This window comes from Variovorax ginsengisoli, assembly GCF_030811835.1.
In the GTDB taxonomy this organism is placed as follows: Bacteria; Pseudomonadota; Gammaproteobacteria; order Burkholderiales; family Burkholderiaceae_C; genus Variovorax; species Variovorax ginsengisoli_C.
The window spans coordinates 74,932-90,011 of sequence record NZ_JAUSRO010000012.1; the positions used below are offsets into that span (position 1 = coordinate 74,932).

At 66.8% G+C, this 15,080-nt stretch carries 17 protein-coding genes; 6 read left to right on the forward strand and 11 right to left on the reverse strand.

From position 1 onward, the window contains the following. Positions 1 to 21: 21 nt before the first annotated feature. Positions 22 to 864 carry a siderophore-interacting protein gene (locus tag J2W36_RS18365; protein ID WP_307691202.1) on the forward strand — a complete coding sequence of 281 codons (843 nt, stop codon included), beginning with the start codon at positions 22 to 24 and terminating at the stop codon, positions 862 to 864. Between the two features lie 12 nt (positions 865 to 876). Here J2W36_RS18365 and J2W36_RS18370 read toward each other — a convergent pair whose 3' ends face one another. The 3 genes from J2W36_RS18370 to J2W36_RS18380 are packed head-to-tail and all read right to left on the reverse strand — an operon-like array spanning position 877 to position 2,668. After that, positions 877 to 1,299, reverse strand: coding sequence for a hypothetical protein (locus tag J2W36_RS18370; protein WP_307691203.1), 423 nt, complete (start codon positions 1,297 to 1,299; stop codon positions 877 to 879). Positions 1,300 to 1,333: 34 nt separating this feature from the next. Further along, positions 1,334 to 1,954, reverse strand: a complete 621-nt coding sequence (locus J2W36_RS18375; RefSeq protein WP_307691204.1) for a DJ-1/PfpI family protein — start codon at positions 1,952 to 1,954, stop codon at positions 1,334 to 1,336. A 45-nt stretch (positions 1,955 to 1,999) separates the two neighbouring features. Beyond that, positions 2,000 to 2,668: a hypothetical protein gene (locus J2W36_RS18380; protein ID WP_307691205.1), complete on the reverse strand. Its 669-nt coding sequence runs from the start codon at positions 2,666 to 2,668 to the stop codon at positions 2,000 to 2,002. 104 nt (positions 2,669 to 2,772) lie between these two features. On the opposite strand from J2W36_RS18380, the gene J2W36_RS18385 reads away from it, so the two are divergent. Then, positions 2,773 to 3,504, forward strand: coding sequence for a hypothetical protein (locus tag J2W36_RS18385; protein ID WP_307691206.1), 732 nt, complete (start codon positions 2,773 to 2,775; stop codon positions 3,502 to 3,504). Positions 3,505 to 3,636: 132 nt separating this feature from the next. Here J2W36_RS18385 and queG read toward each other — a convergent pair whose 3' ends face one another. Next, complete coding sequence (queG, locus tag J2W36_RS18390) at positions 3,637 to 4,710, reverse strand: tRNA epoxyqueuosine(34) reductase QueG (RefSeq protein ID WP_370869349.1); 1,074 nt, start codon at positions 4,708 to 4,710, stop codon at positions 3,637 to 3,639. Between queG and tsaE the strand changes: the two genes are divergently transcribed. The 3 genes from tsaE (at position 4,696) to J2W36_RS18405 (ending at position 7,046) form a co-directional block, all read left to right on the forward strand. Beyond that, a complete protein-coding gene (gene tsaE, locus J2W36_RS18395) occupies positions 4,696 to 5,196 on the forward strand; it encodes a tRNA (adenosine(37)-N6)-threonylcarbamoyltransferase complex ATPase subunit type 1 TsaE (RefSeq protein ID WP_307691207.1) in 501 nt (166 codons plus the stop codon). The genes queG and tsaE overlap by 15 nt on opposite strands. Then, entirely contained in the window at positions 5,193 to 6,671 is a 1,479-nt protein-coding gene (locus J2W36_RS18400; protein WP_307691208.1) for an N-acetylmuramoyl-L-alanine amidase, read from the forward strand. Before tsaE ends, J2W36_RS18400 begins: the two co-directional genes overlap by 4 nt. Before the next feature lie 114 nt (positions 6,672 to 6,785). Continuing rightward, positions 6,786 to 7,046 (forward strand): YMGG-like glycine zipper-containing protein, encoded by a 261-nt coding sequence (locus J2W36_RS18405; protein ID WP_307691209.1) that lies wholly within the window; start codon positions 6,786 to 6,788, stop codon positions 7,044 to 7,046. 85 nt (positions 7,047 to 7,131) lie between these two features. On the opposite strand, the gene J2W36_RS18410 is transcribed toward J2W36_RS18405, so the two are convergent. From J2W36_RS18410 to J2W36_RS18440, 7 genes are all read right to left on the reverse strand, one after another. After that, a complete protein-coding gene (locus J2W36_RS18410; RefSeq protein ID WP_307691210.1) occupies positions 7,132 to 7,791 on the reverse strand; it encodes a DedA family protein in 660 nt (219 codons plus the stop codon). Between the two features lie 47 nt (positions 7,792 to 7,838). Then, the gene (locus J2W36_RS18415; RefSeq protein ID WP_307691211.1) at positions 7,839 to 8,687 is read right to left on the reverse strand and encodes an ATP-binding cassette domain-containing protein; all 849 of its coding nucleotides are present in this window, start codon (positions 8,685 to 8,687) and stop codon (positions 7,839 to 7,841) included. Next, a complete protein-coding gene (locus J2W36_RS18420) occupies positions 8,680 to 9,585 on the reverse strand; it encodes an ABC transporter ATP-binding protein (RefSeq protein ID WP_307691212.1) in 906 nt (301 codons plus the stop codon). Before J2W36_RS18420 ends, J2W36_RS18415 begins: the two co-directional genes overlap by 8 nt. Positions 9,586 to 9,592: 7 nt before the next feature. Then, entirely contained in the window at positions 9,593 to 10,426 is an 834-nt protein-coding gene (locus J2W36_RS18425) for an ABC transporter permease (RefSeq protein WP_307691213.1), read from the reverse strand. A gap of 2 nt (positions 10,427 to 10,428) precedes the next feature. Further along, on the reverse strand, positions 10,429 to 11,421 hold the full coding sequence (locus J2W36_RS18430) for an ABC transporter permease (RefSeq protein WP_307691214.1): 993 nt from the start codon (positions 11,419 to 11,421) through the stop codon (positions 10,429 to 10,431). Between the two features lie 12 nt (positions 11,422 to 11,433). Further along, on the reverse strand, positions 11,434 to 12,993 hold the full coding sequence (locus J2W36_RS18435) for an ABC transporter substrate-binding protein (RefSeq protein ID WP_307691215.1): 1,560 nt from the start codon (positions 12,991 to 12,993) through the stop codon (positions 11,434 to 11,436). Between the two features lie 79 nt (positions 12,994 to 13,072). After that, the gene (locus J2W36_RS18440) at positions 13,073 to 13,621 is read right to left on the reverse strand and encodes a VOC family protein (protein WP_307691216.1); all 549 of its coding nucleotides are present in this window, start codon (positions 13,619 to 13,621) and stop codon (positions 13,073 to 13,075) included. A gap of 235 nt (positions 13,622 to 13,856) precedes the next feature. Here J2W36_RS18440 and J2W36_RS18445 point away from each other — a divergent pair, with 235 nt between their 5' ends. Next, entirely contained in the window at positions 13,857 to 15,074 is a 1,218-nt protein-coding gene (locus J2W36_RS18445) for a dienelactone hydrolase family protein (RefSeq protein WP_307691217.1), read from the forward strand. The last annotated feature ends 6 nt before the right edge of the window (positions 15,075 to 15,080 follow it).

Below are 15,080 nucleotides of genomic sequence, written 5' to 3' on the forward strand. Positions count from 1 at the left end.
GACAAAGCAAGGACAACGACCATGAACACCCCCCTCGCCTCCCATACCGAAGCCGACCGCACCCCACAGCGCGTGCGCCACACCCTGCGATTTCGCGTGCTCGACGTGCTGCGGGTGCAGCGCGTCACGCCGCACCTGGTGCGCGTGACCCTTGGCGGGGACGACCTCGAAGGCTTCCACAGCCCGGGCTTCGACGACCACGCCAAGCTCTTCTTTCCGGACCCGCAGACCGGCGAGCTGACAGTGCCCACCGCAGGCCCCGACGGTCCGGTATGGCCGGAAGGCCGCAAGCCCGTCATGCGCGACTACACGCCACGGCATTTCGACGCAGCAGCCCGCACGCTGGACATCGATTTCGCGCTGCATGAAGCCGGTCCGGCCACGCGCTGGGCCGAACAGGCCACCCCCGGCCAACGCCTGGGCGTCGGCGGGCCACGCGGCTCCTTCATCGTGCCCACGAACTTCGACTGGCACCTGCTGATCGGCGACGACACGGCCCTGCCCGCGATTGCACGCCGCCTGGCCGAACTGCCTGCCGACGGCCGCGCACTGGTGATCGTCGAGGTCGATGGCGCTGCCGACCAGGTGCCGCTGCCCAGCCCGGCAGCGCAGGTCGAAGTGGTCTGGGTACATCGCGGCAGCATTGCCGCCGACCCTGCGGCCGAATCGCCGCTGCTGCAAGCCCTGCGGCGCAAGCAGCTTCCCACTGGCGCATTCCACGCGTGGATAGGCTGCGAGTCCGCCGCAGCGAAGGCGCTGCGTGCGCATCTGGTGAACGAATGCAAGGCGAACCCGAAATGGGTTCGTGCCTCGGGCTACTGGCGCCGCGGGACCGCGGCAACGCACGATTCGCACGACGAGTGACCGGTCTCGCGCCTAGTCCTTTTTCCAGACCTGCCCATCCACCGAGCGGTAGGTACCACCGCTCGCACAGCAGCCGCCGGCGCCGATGGCCTGGCGCCCCAGCACGGCGGTCATGACACGGCCATCGAAGCTCAGCGACTCCCGCACGCAGGCCGTGAAGAAGGGATAGAACTCCGGCTTGACCAGGCTGGTCCACTCGGCGGCCGCCTGCCCGGGGGCTCGCGTCACGCTGAACACTTCGCAGTCGTGGACGATCAGGAAGACGGGCTGCCCCGCGAGCTTGCCATCGAACACCAGCTCGGGCGGCGCCTCGCGGATCGCGATGGCGCGCTTTCTGAGCAAGGGGTCCGCGGGCTCGGGCGTGAAAAAGTCGCAGCCCGTCAGGCTGATGACGGCCAGCATCGACACCCAGGTCCGGCAGCGCGTGAGCTTCATGCGCCGCAGCATGCCACGAACGTCATCACCGACCTCACGCCAAGGCAGCAGGCGCCACATCCAGGTACGGCGCGATGTTGCGCATCGCGCGCGCCACGTGCTCTTCTTTTTCACCGACGGGCGCGACGTAGTGCATCGCACTCCTGGCTTCCTCCACGCCCACCAGCCGCGCGATGACCCAGGCCGCGAGGTACTGCGATGCCAGACATCCACCTGCGGTGGCCACGTTGCCATGGGCCACGAAGGGCTGGTTGAGCACGGCGACACCGGCGGCCTCGACCCACGGCTTCGTGGTGAGGTCGGTGCAGGCCGGCACGTCGGCCAACAGGCCCAGCCGGGCCAGCACCAGCGCGCCCGAGCACTGGGCACCCAACAGTTGCCGCGCCGGGTCGAGCTGCAGTTGCGCCATCAGCGCCGCATCGGCGACCACCTCGCGGGTCTGCATGCCGCTGCCGACGATGACGGCATCGGCGGTGCTGGCATCCTGCAACGACGCCTGGGATTCGACCACCACGCCGTTCATCGAGCGCACGCGCGCCGACGGGCTCGCGATCGACACTCGCCAGCCGGGCCGCTTGACGCGGTTGAGGATGCCCAGGGCGATCAGCGAATCCAGTTCGTTGAAGCCCTCGAAGGTGAGGATGGCGATGTGCATGGTCGGGGTCCTGTGGTATGACAAACAGGGTGGACGTGGCCGGCGTCAGGTGGCTGCGGCCGTTGCGCCTGCGGCCAGTTCATCGGTGGCCTGCAATGCCGCTTCGATGCCCTGCACCTCGTTCCGGAGCAATGCCAGGCCCTTGTCGGCGAAGGCACGATGGCTGGCGGGGTCGGCCCACAGGCTGGTCGCGGCTTCCGAACAGGTCAGCCAGGCGAAGCGGATGCGGCCCGCCATGAGCGCGATGAAATGCTGCTCGCGCAAGGGATCGGCCCGGTCCCACACGCCACCGATCAGCACGCGGCGACCCCGCTTGATGCGGGGTTCGAGTTCGGCGAAGAACGGCAGCTTGACCGTGGTCCACCCGAGCGAACCGGCGTTCAGGGCGAGGTCGAAAGCGTAGGTCGGCGGGTGCTTTTTCGCGAAGTCGCGCAGCACAGCCAGCGTGTACAGCGGTGCTTGCTTCTGCGCTGCGGCACCGGCTTCAACATGCTGGATGCGCGCCGGGCCGCTGCCCGCGCGCCCGTCGGTGCGCTTGGGCGCACGCAGTTCCGCAAGCTGGGCCGGAGACATGTAGAGGTACAGCGCGGCGAGGTCTGCGGGCAACCTGGTCTCGTCGGGCAGCTGGTCGATGCGGGTCACCGGATCGGCTTGCGTCTTGGCTGGCTGGGTCGGTTCGACGCTGCGGTCGGGAAGTTCTTGCGTGTCGGTCATGGGCGCCCTGTTCTCGGCGCGGATGTCGCGCCCGCGAATTCTAGAGGCCTGCGATCGGTGCACCAGCCCGCACGTCTTTCCATCGCCTCACTACACTCGCCGCGATGAGCCCCAATGATCGCGCGCCCGATGTTCTCGTCTCCCACTATGGGAGCGGCGACGCCGTGCGCAGCCGCAGCGTGAGCACCATCGTGCGGTCCGGCACGGTGGATGTGCCCACGCCGCCCGCCTGGCTGGCGGCGCACTGGGCACGGGAAACCGCCACGACGCTGGCGCCCGGGGACGTCGACACACTTCCCTTGGCACGCACCCGCATGCGCTGGCCGGCGTACCGGCAGGCGGTGCAGGCCGCGGCCCGCTGGACCGGCGCGATCGGCCTGGGCGATCTGCTGGCTTCGTGCGACGTCGCCCTCATGGCCTGCCGCGGCGCACGCTACCACCACGACGGCGCGCTGTACGCAGGCGCGGCCTTCTGCAATCTCTTCCTGAGCGAGGACCAGGCGTTCGACGTTCACTTTCCAGGCACCGGCGACCGCATCCCGCTCACCCGCGGCACGGTGTTGGTCTTCGACACCTGCCAGCCGCATGCGGTGATCCGGCGCAGCAACAGCAGCCAAGGTGGCTTCGATGCCGCGGACTTTGCCGGCACGGACTGTACGCAGGTCTTCCTGACCTGGGAGCTGCCCATCGAAGACGCCCGCGTCGCACAGGCGCTGAAGATCAATTTCGACGTGGTGCCGGTCATCGGGCCCATGATCGACGAGGAGCAGGTCCGGGTGAATGGTGCGGTTGCCACGGTGTGCACCGCGTCGGGCCGATGGTGCGTTGCAGGCTGAAGCGATCGCTTACCGCGCCTTTAAGTTTCACTTAAGCCGGTGCCAGGACACTGGACCCCGACAGCCCAATTCAATGCACCTCTCCCTCCCTCGGGGGCTGTCCTTGACCCGCTACGGCGGGTTTTTTCTTTTTCACACCGCATTGGCCTGCGCGAGGGCCCAGGCCACATGCTCGCGCACCAGCGGGCTCGCATCGGCTTGGCGCGTGGCCAGCGCCTCGCGTGTGCCCGGCGCCCCGCCGCGCAACGCATTGCCCAATGCCACGGCAACGTTGCGCAGCCACCGTTCATGGCCGATGCGGCGGATCGGGCTGCCTTCGGTGTGGCGCAGGAACTCTTCTTCGGTCCACGCGAACAGCGCCGCCAACTGGCTGCCACTGAGCCCATCGCGCGCATCGAAGTCGGGCAAGGCGCTCCTCTTGGCGAACTTGTTCCAGGGGCAGACGAGCTGGCAGTCGTCGCAGCCATAGATGCGGTTGGCGATCAGCGATCGCAGTTCCAGCGGAATCGGTCCGCTGTGCTCGATGGTCAGGTAGGAAATGCAGCGCCGCGCGTCCAGGCGGTGCGGTGCAACGATCGCCTGCGTCGGGCACACGTCGATGCAGGCGCGGCAACTGCCGCAGTGCGGCGTGACAGGCTCGCTCGGCGGCAGCGCCATGTCGACGTAGATCTCGCCCAGGAAGAACATGGAGCCTGCATCACGGTCGAGCACCAGCGTGTGCTTGCCGCGCCAGCCCTGGCCGCTGCGCGACGCCAGTTCGGCCTCGAGCACGGGCGCGGAATCGGTGAAGGCCCGGTGGCCGAACGGGCCGACCTCCTGCGCGATGCGTTCGGCCAGCCGGGCCAGCCGGGAACGCAGCACCTTGTGGTAGTCCCGCCCTCGTGCATAGAGCGAGACGATACCTTCGCCCGGCCGCTGCAGCCGCGCAAACTCCACCGCCTGCCAGTCATCGGGCGTGTCGCGCGGCAGGTAGTCCATGCGGGCGGTGATGACCGACACGGTGCCGGGCACCAGCTCGGCCGGGCGGGCGCGGCGCAAGCCATGGGCCTGCATGTAATTCATCTCGCCATGGAACCCTTGGGCCAGCCATTGCATCAGACCGGCTTCGGCGCTCGACAGATCGACGCCCGCGATCCCGATTTGGGAGAATCCGAGTTCCCGGGCCAAAGCCTGAATCCGAAGCACGAGTTGATGGCTGCCAATCACCCGCCGATTGTAGAAACGCAAAGCGCCTCGCTGACCTGGCGCAGCGAAGAAGACACCGACGCCTTCGCGCGCGCGCTCGCCGCACTGCCCGCACTGCGCAACGCCTTCGTCGCCCTGCATGGCGACCTGGGCGCCGGCAAGACGACCTTCGTGCGCCACCTGCTGCGCGCGCTGGGCATTGCCGGACGCATCAAGAGCCCGACCTACGCGGTCGTCGAGCCGCACGAAGCGCCCGATGGCCTGGCGATCTACCATTTCGACTTCTACCGCTTCAACGATCCGCGCGAGTGGGAAGATGCGGGTTTTCGCGACATCTTCGCGGGGCCTGGACTCAAGCTTGCCGAATGGCCCGACAACGCGACCGGCCACATTCCACCGGCCGACCTTGCCATCCACATCGATACCATGACAGACGACACCCGTACCGTGACCCTCCGAGCCCATACCGCCCACGGCCAGACGCTGCTGGCGGCCGCGCAGGCATGAAGGGCACTGCAGCCGCGCAGCGGCGCACCCTGTTGCAGGCAGGCAGCCTCGTTCTCCTGCTCGGGGTGCAGGAGATTGCACGGGGCGCCACCATCATGGCGGTCCGCGTATGGCCGGCCAATGACTACACCCGCGTGACCATCGAGTCCGACGGCCGCCTGCAGACGCAGCAACTGGTCGTCGGCAGCCCGCCCCGGCTGGCGGTGGACATCGAGGGCATCGAGCTCAATCCGGCGCTCAAGGAACTGGTCGGCAAGATCAAGCCGGGCGACCCTTACATCGACGGCCTGCGCGTGGGCCAGTTCTCGCCCAATGTCGTGCGCATCGTGTTCGACCTGAAGCAGGCCGTGCAGCCGCAGGTGTTCTCGCTGGCACCGGTGGCCGCCTACCGCCACCGGCTGGTGCTCGACCTGTACCCGGAGCAGCGCGTGGACCCGCTCGAAGCGCTGATCGCCGAGCGTCTGCGTGATGCGCCGCGCACGGCCGTGGCCGGTTCGCCACCACCACCGCCGCCGGGCGTGCCGGCACCGTCGCCAGCGCCGCCCGCAGTCGACCCGCTGGGCGAACTGATGGCGCAGCAGGCGACCCGGCCCGGGCCGGTCATTCCGCCCACACCCTCGGCACGGCCTGCGCCACCGCCGATGGCCGGCGGGTTGCCGCTGCCCATGCCCCCCACGGGCGCAGAACCACCTGTGGCCAGCACACGGCCACGGCCAGCGGCGCCCGGTACCGCCACCGCCAGCCGCACCGACCGCATCATCATCGTGGCGCTCGATCCGGGCCACGGCGGCGAGGACCCTGGCGCCATCGGGCCGAACGGCACACGCGAGAAGGACATCGTGCTGCTGATTGCCCACCGGCTGCGCGACCGCATCAATGCCGGCACGGTCAACGGCAACCCGATGCGCGCCTTTCTCACACGCGATGCCGACTTCTTCGTGCCATTGGGCGTGCGCGTGCAGAAGGCACGACGCGTGCAGGCCGACCTGTTCGTGAGCATCCATGCCGACGCGTTCACCACGCCGGCGGCGCGCGGCGCGAGCGTGTTCGCGCTGAGCCAGTCGGGTGCTTCGAGCAGCGCCGCGCGCTGGATGGCCAACAAGGAAAACCAGGCAGACAAGGTCGGCGGCGTGAACGTGGGCGACCACGAAGTGCAGGTGCAGCGCGCGTTGCTCGACATGAGCACCACGGCGCAGATCAACGACAGCCTGAAGCTCGGCAGTGCCATGCTGGGCGAGATCCGCAGCATCGGCGCGCGACTGCACAAGAACGCAGTGGAACAGGCTGGCTTCGCGGTATTGAAAGCGCCGGACATTCCGAGCGTGCTGGTGGAAACCGCCTTCATCAGCAATCCGGAGGAAGAAGCCAATCTGCGCAGCACGAGCTACCAGGAGAACCTTGCCGACGCCCTCATGCGCGGCATCCAGCGCTACTTTGCGCAGAACCCGCCGTTGGCGCGCAGCCGTCAGTTGTGACAGGCGCGGCGCTCGAACGGCGACGATCACGGTCATGGGACCACGGCGGCTTCCTACAGCGTAGGCGCGAGGGTTCGCGACAATGATGACATCACTCCCCGAAAGGTGCTCATCATGAAGCTACGTCTCTGGTTCGCTGCCGCCGCTGCGGCATCCGCAATGACCCTGGTCGGCTGCGCCGGTACCGGTCCCAATCAACAAATGGGCGTGGCCGGAGGTGCCGTCGGCGGTGCCGTGCTCGGTAACGTCCTGGGCGGCAGCACGGCGGCCACGGTTGGTGGCGCCGCCATTGGCGGCCTCATCGGCAACGAGGTCGGCAAGAATTCCGACCAACGTAATCAGCAACGCTACTACAACGACCAGCCGCGCTATTGAAGACTGCCAAGCGCCCGCAAAAAAGCCGTGTCATCGACACGGCTTTTTCAATGGCGGGACTGCCGACTCGCCCCGCAACGTAATTTCAGGTTTGAGGCGCTGCTGCCTTTTCGGCACGCCCCGCGCGCCAGGCTCCGAAAATGGCAATCAGCCCAGGCACCAGGATCAGGCCCCAGATGATCTTGTCCAGATGCTGCCGCACGAACGGCAGATTGCCGAAGAAGTAACCCGCCGTCGCAATACCGAGCACCCAGATCAGCGCTCCTACCACGTTGAAGAGCGTGAAACGCCCCCGGTTCATATCGGCCACACCCGCCACGAAAGGCGCAAAGGTGCGAATGAAGGGCATGAACCGCGCCAGGATGACGGTCACGCCACCATATCGCTCATAGAACGCGTGCGCCTGGTTGAATGCCTTCTTGTTGAAGAAGCGCGAATCCTCCCACTGGAACACCTTGGGCCCGAGGTAACGGCCAATGGAGAAATTGCATTGGTCGCCGAGGATGGCGGCGGCGATCAGCACCGCGCAGGCGATTGGAAAGCTCATCAGCCCCATGCCGCACAGGGCACCGACGATGAACAGCAGTGAATCGCCCGGCAAAAAGGGCATCACCACCACGCCCGTTTCCACGAAAACGATCACGAAGAGCAGCGCGTAGACCCAGGGGCCATAGGCGATGACGAACTCCTGGAGGTGTTTGTCGACGTGGAGGATGAAGTCGATGAGAAAGCTGATGATTTCCATGGGGAGCAATTATCCCTGCGGGAATGTCCGGCATGCGACATTTCCCGTCATGCGCGGTCGAGCCAGGCATCGTCGATGTCCGGCAGCGCGATGGCTTCGAGCAATGCCTGCGTGTAAGGGTGCTGCGGATTTGCGAACACGGCCTCGGTCGCACCCTGCTCGACGATGCGGCCCGCACGCATCACGACCACACGATCGCAAAGCACCCGCACCACCGACAGGTCGTGCGTAACGAAGATCATGCCCATGTTCAGGCGCGCGCGCAGGTCGCGCAGCAACAGCAGGATGCGCGCCTGCGTCGAAACGTCCAGCCCCGAAACGATCTCGTCGGCCACGATCAGGTCGGGTTGCAGCGCGATGGCGCGCGCGATGCCCACGCGCTGGCGCTGGCCGCCGGAGAGCTCATGCGGATACCGGGAGGCGAACTCTGGCGGCAGGCTCACCTGCGCGAGCAACGCACGTGCAGTGTCTGCGCACAGGGCGCGGTCCGGCGACGGCCCGAGCCGGCCGTAGCTCAGCAGCGGCTGCACCACGATGTCGGCCACACGGCGGCGTGGATTCAATGCCGACAACGGGTCCTGGAAAATCATCTGCATGCGCGCGCGCAACGGCCGCAGTTCCAGTTCGCCCATGCGCGTGATCTCCCGGCCACCGAACACGATGTCGCCCTGCTGCGGTTCGTAGAGCCGCATGGCCGTGCGCGCCAGCGTGGTCTTGCCTGAGCCCGACTCGCCCACCAGCGCCACGCATTCGCCAGCTTCCACCCGCAGGTCGATGTCGTGCAGGATGGGCCGCAGCGGTGCGCGTCCGAACCATGGCCGACGACGCGACAGGTCCGGCAACGCCAGGCTCAGGCCGCGGATGTCCAGCAGCGGGTTTGTTGCGTCCTCAGCCATGTGCTGCCCACCAGTTGTCGTCGTAGGCCCTGGCCTCGGACCACAGGGCGTCGGTCACATCGTCTTCGATAGGGCGCAGCGCGTTGGCCGGACGGTCGTAGCGCGGCGTCGCGGCAAAAAGCGCGCGCGTGTAGGCCGTCCGCGGGCGCTCGATGATGCCGCGCACGTCACCCTGCTCGACGATGCGGCCCGAATGGATCACGCTGACGGCGTTGCACAGGCGCGCCACCAGCCCAAGGTTGTGCGTGATGAAGAGCACGGCCGCCCCCTCGTCGCGCTGCAGGTCGCGCAGCAGGTCGCGCAGCAGCCGCAGCACTTCGCGCTGCACCGTGACGTCGAGTGCGGTGGTCGGCTCGTCGGCGATGATGAGCTTGGGCTTGCAGGCGAAGGCCATGGCGATCAGCACACGCTGGCGCATGCCACCGGAAAGCTCGTGCGGATACTGCCGGACCACCAATGCCGGAGAACGGATCTGCACTGCGTCGAGCAGTTCCAGGGTGCGCGCCCTCGCCTGCGCCGCATCGTGGCCCAGGTGAAGGCGCAGCACATCGCCCACCTGCGCGCCGATGGTGTGACCCGGGTTCAATGCGGTCAGCGGGTCCTGTGGGATCAACGCGATGTCGCGGCCCAGGCGCACGCGGCGCTGCGCCTCGGTCTTGGCCAGCCAGTCCTCGCCCTGGAAGTGCACGCTGCCGGCCAGCACCTCGGTGCCTGCAGGCGCGATGCCCAGCACGGTCCGCCCGACCATGCTCTTGCCCGCGCCCGATTCGCCCACCAGCGCATGCACCTCGCCAGGCGCAATGCACAGGTCGATACCACGCAGCAGCAGACGCGCCGGCCGCCGCCGCGTCGCGCGCAAACCCAAATGCAGGCCCTGGATGTCGATGCAGGCAATCATGGGACGCTCACCGTTCCAGCAGCGGGTCGAGCGACGCGCGCAGCCCATCGCCCAGTGCATTGCAGGCCAGCACAGTGGCTGCAATGGCCGCGATGGGCAAGCCCAGCAGCCAGGGCGTCTGGTTGACGTACAGCCTGCCTTCCTGCACCAACCCGCCCCAGGTCGGCATGTCGCTCGAGACCGACAGGCCGACGAAGGACAGGATGGCCTCGATCACCACGGCGATGCCCATCTCGAGCGTGAAGAGCGTCAGCAGCAGCGGTGCCACGTTGGGCAGCACCTCGCGCCACAGGGTCGCGCTGCGTGACTGGCCGATGGTGCGTGCCGACGTCACGTAGTCCAGGCTCGCCTGCACCTGCGTCTCGGCGCGTACCACGCGGCAAAAACGCGTCCAGTCGATGATGGCGATCGCCAGGACCACCGAGCCCAGCCCTGTGCCGATCACCGCCACCAGCACGATCGACAACAGCACCGCTGGGAAGGACATCCAGACATCCACCAGCCGCGACACCACCGTATCGACCGCGCCACCATGAAAGCCCGCCCACAGGCCGAGCACGGTGCCGATCAATGCGGCCAGCGTGGCGCCCACGACGGCGACGATCATGGCCGGGCGCGCGCCATGAACCAGGCGCGAGAGGATGTCGCGGCCCAGCGTATCGGTGCCGAAGGGATGCGAGGCCTCGCCACCAGCGCTCCAGGCAGGCGGCAGGCTGGCGGCCATCAGGTCCTGTTCGAGCGGATCGTGCGGCGCGAGCCACGGTGCGAAGAGCGCGCACACGAGCACGAGGGCAAGCACGACCGCGCCTGCCCACGCCCGCTTCTGGAAATGCAGTTTCATTCTCATCGACGCAGCTTCGGGTTGATGCGGGTGTGGAGCACGTCGACCGCCAGGTTGACCAGGATGAACAGCAACGCAAACGTGAGCACGATGCCCTGGATGAGCGGCAGGTCGCGGTTGATCACCGCATCGATCGCCATGTTGCCCAGGCCCGGCAGCCCGAACAGGCGCTCTATGAGCACCGTGCCGCCGATGAGAAAGGTGAACTGCACGCCGGTCAGCGTGAGCGCCGGCCCCAGCGCATTGCGCAGCGCCTCGCGCCACAGCACCTGCCACGGACTGAACCCCTTGACCCGCGCGATCAGGATGTAGTCCTGCGCCAGCACCTCCAGCAGCGATGCCTTGAGCACGCGCGAGATCATCGCGGCCAGCGGCAGCGAAAGCGACAACGCCGGCCACAGCATGTGATAAAGCGCCGACCCGAACACGTCCAGACGCCCACGCAGCAGGCTCTCGCCGAGCATGAAGCCTGATGCAGGATCGAAGCGCAACGCCGGATCGAGCAGGCCGAAGACCGGCAGCACCGGCAGCAGCACCCCCAGGAACAGCACCCCGGCCAGACCCCAGAGAAAGTCGGGGATGGCCGTGACGAAACCAGTGACCAGGTCGATGGCCCGCTCGACGGCCGTGCCGCGCCACGCCACGGCCGTGAGCGCGGCGCTGCCGCCGATCAGGATGGCCAGGCCCAGCGCCAGCAGCGAAAGCTCGAGCGTAAGCGGCAGGTGTGCGAACACCAGTTCGAGCACGTCGCGCTTGAGCGTGATCGACTGGCCGAACTGCCCGGTCGCGGCCTGGCCCAGGTAGATGACGAACTGTTCGGGCACGCTGCGGTCGAAACCGTAGAGCGTGCGCAGCGCGCGAATGTCATCGGGCGTCGCACCCGGGCCGATCATCATCGCGATCGGGTCGCCGGGTGCGAGCCGCAGCAGCACGAACACCACCACCAGCACCCCGAACAGCGTCGGCAGTGCCCACATCAGACGCTTGAGCGGCATGCGAACGCGTGCTCAGGACTTGGCAGCGGCCTTGCCAACGGACTGCGCGAGCAGGTAGCCGGCCATGTGCGGCTTGAGCGCCAGCGTTTTCTTGAACAGCAGCGTCTGCACCTGCTGATAGAGCGGCAGCACCAGCGCGTTGTCGGCAACGTATCTGTCGACCTTCTTCCAGCCGGCCAGGCGCTTGGCTTCGTCCTTCTCGCCCCAGAGCGGCCCGATCATTGCGTCGAGTTCCTTGGACTTCCATCCCGAATGCGGGCTCGGGCCGAACATGGCGAAGCCGGTGGAATCGTTGGGGTCGCCGATGGCGTTGCCCCAGTTGTAGAAAGCCATCGGCGCGAGCTTGTGGCCCAGGCGCAGCTCGAAGTGCTTGGCGATCTCGTAGACCTCGATCTCGGCCTCGATGCCGACCTTGCGCCACATGCCCACGATGGCCTGCACCGTCTCGTAGTCCTTGGGCAGATAGCCGCGCGTCGTCTGGATCTTGAACTTCACCGGCTTGGCCACGCTGAAACCCGACTTGGCCAGCAGCGCCTTGGCCAGTTCCGGGTCGTACTTGACCTGGATGCCCGCATCGAAAGCCGCGTACTGCGGCGCCTGCAGGGTGTCGATGGCCACGCCGTAGCCGCGCAGCAGCCGCTTGACGATCGCCTGCTTGTCGACCGCATGCACCGCCGCCTTGCGCACGTTGTCGTCGAGCATCGGCGCCACGTCGGTGATGAAGATCATGGCGATATCGGTGATCGGCGAACTCACGCCGCTCAGGTGCGGCAGCGCCTTCAGGCGGTCGAACTCCTCGAAGGGCACGCCCAGCGTGACATCGGACTTGCCGCTCTCGATCTCGGCCACGCGCGCACTTGGATCCGTCACGAACTTGATGGTCACGTTCCGGAAAGCCGGCTTCGGTCCCCAGTATTTGTCGAAGGCCTTGAGCCGGAGGTAAGAGCCCTGCACGAACTCGTCGATCATGTAGGGACCCGAGCCGATGGGCTTTTTCTCGAAGCCGGCTGCACCGACCTTCTCGTAATAGGCCTGCGGAATCATGAAGCCGGTGAGGAAGGCCATCCACTTGAAATAGTCGGCCACGTACTGCTTGACGTCGGCCGTGATGCGGTCGCCCTGGATCTGGAAGTTGTCCACGCTCGACCAGATGATGCCGGCCACCGGGTTGCCCGACTTCGGGTCGCCCGCGCGCTTGAGGTTCCACACCACGTCGGCCGCCGTCACCGGCGTGCCGTCATGCCAGAGTGCGCCGGCGCGCAACTCGATCTCGATCTTCGTCTTGTCGGCATTCCAGCCCCACTTGCTCAACAGGCCCGGCTGGAAGGAAAGGTCCGCGGCCTGGTCGATGTAGGTATCGAACACCGCCTTCCATATGCCCTGGATCGACGGATTGACGGCCGACGGGCCGGTGGTCGGATCCCAGCTGGGCAAGCCCACGTTGTAGGCAATGGTGAGCGTGTCGGCCTGCTGTGCACTGGCTGGCGCGAGCAGCAACCCCGCGAGCGGGCCGCCGACGAGCGCGGCTCCGCCAGTGGCCTGGATGAAACGACGGCGATCGAATTCGGACATGGGAGCTTTCTGGAAGAATGAATCGAAGATGCAGGCAAGGGCACAGATGGAGCCGTCGGTGCGCCGTGCGCCCGGGGTGCTATTGGTCGGGTGCCTTGGGCGTCCACAGCACCGTGGGCGACGCGGCTTCGTACGCCATGCCGCGCGGATAGCTGATGAGTTCCAGCTGCAGGCCCCACGGCGCGAGAAAGTAGTTGATGACCTGGCCTGCGGCCGGCCCTTCGGTCACAGGCAAAGGCCCGGCCAGCACGGTCACACCGCGCGCCTTCAGGTACGCCACGGCGGCATCGATGTCATCGACGTAGAACGCCAGGTGGTGTCCGCCAATGTCGCTGTTACTGGGTACCGCCTGACGCTGGTCGGGTGCGCTGTACTGGAAGAGCTCGATGTTCGACCCCATGCCGCAACGCAGCAGCGCGATCTGCTCGACCACCGCGCGCGGATGCACGTTGAGCGTGTCGGCCATGAAGCTGCCGGTATCGTCGCGAAAGGGTCCGAAGGTGGTGGCGAGCTCGCAGCCCACCACGTCGACGAAGAAGTCGATGGCCGCCTGCAGGTCTGGCACGGTGATGCCGATGTGGTCCTGCCCGCGAAGGCTGGGAATGCCGCGTTGTGTCGTGCTTTTCATGTCGATTACAAAGCTCTGGGGTCAATGGGCAATGAACCACTGCAAGCAGCTTTCGCGCCAGCAAAAACTACTTTACGCCTAAACATTCGGAGCGTAAAGTTTCATTCGATGCTGCACTGCGGCGCCTGTTGTGGCACGCTCTGCGACGTTGACATCCAACATCCCCACGACGGGGCACGACGGCGCGTCTGCGCCCCGCATTCAACACGCACCCCACCTTTCTGGAGCAATTCACATGGCAGGTCAGTACATCGACATGAAGGCTGCGGACGGCAGCGGCAGCTTTCGCGGCTACCTTGCAACACCGGCCTCGGGCAAGGGCCCCGGCCTCGTGCTCGCGCAGGAGATCTTCGGCGTGAACAGCACCATGCGCGACGTGGCCGACTACTACGCCGAAGAAGGCTACGTGGTGCTGGTGCCCGACATCTTCTGGCGCCAGGAACCCAACGTCGAGCTCGGCTACACCGAAGCCGACTGGCAGCGGGCCTTCGGCTTCTTCCAGGGCTTCGACGAAGCCAAGGGCATGGAGGACATCCAGACGGCCATCGACACGCTGCGCGCGCGCACCGAGGTCGGCAACGGCAAGGTCGGCGTGCTGGGCTTCTGCCTGGGTGGCAAGCTGGCCTACCTGGCGGCCTGCCGCACTGACGCCGACGTGTCGGTCGGCTACTACGGCGTGGGCATCGACGCGGCACTCGGCGAAGCCGACCGGATCAAGGCGCCGCTGGTGCTGCACATCGCCGAACTCGACAAGTTCTGCCCGCCGGAGGCGCGCAACCACATCGTCGATGCGTTGAAAGACCACGCCCAAGTCACGCTGCACGTGTACGCCGGTCAGGACCATGCCTTTGCCCGCGTGGGCGGCGAGCACTACCACCGCCCGTCGGCGCTGATGGCGCACGAACGCACCATCGCGGCGCTCAAGGATGCCATGGGCCCGCACTTCGACCTCTCGGCGCTGTGGGATAAGCACTGCGAGTACGAGTTCGGCACGCGCAACGTCGACGACACCATGTCGACCATGGTGGCCGAGCCCTACGTCAACCACATCCCGACCATGACCGGCGGCGTGGGCTACAAGAACCTGCACGCGTTCTACACGAACCATTTCGTCAACAGCAATCCGCCCGACACGGCGCTGGTGCCGATCTCACGCACGGTCGGTGCGACCCAGGTGGTCGACGAAATGCTGTTCAGCTTCACCCACACGACCGAGATCCCGTGGATGCTGCCGGGCGTGGCGCCCACGGGCAAGCGCGTGGAAGTACCGCTGCTGGCCGTCGTCAACTTCCGCGGCGACAAGCTCTACCACGAGCACATCTACTGGGACCAGGCCAGTGTGCTGGTACAGGTCGGCCTGCTCGACCCGAAGCTGCTGCCCATCGCAGGCATCGAGACGGCGCGCAAGCTGCTCGACGAAACGTTGCCCTCGAATGAGCTGATGAAAAAGTAGCTCGCA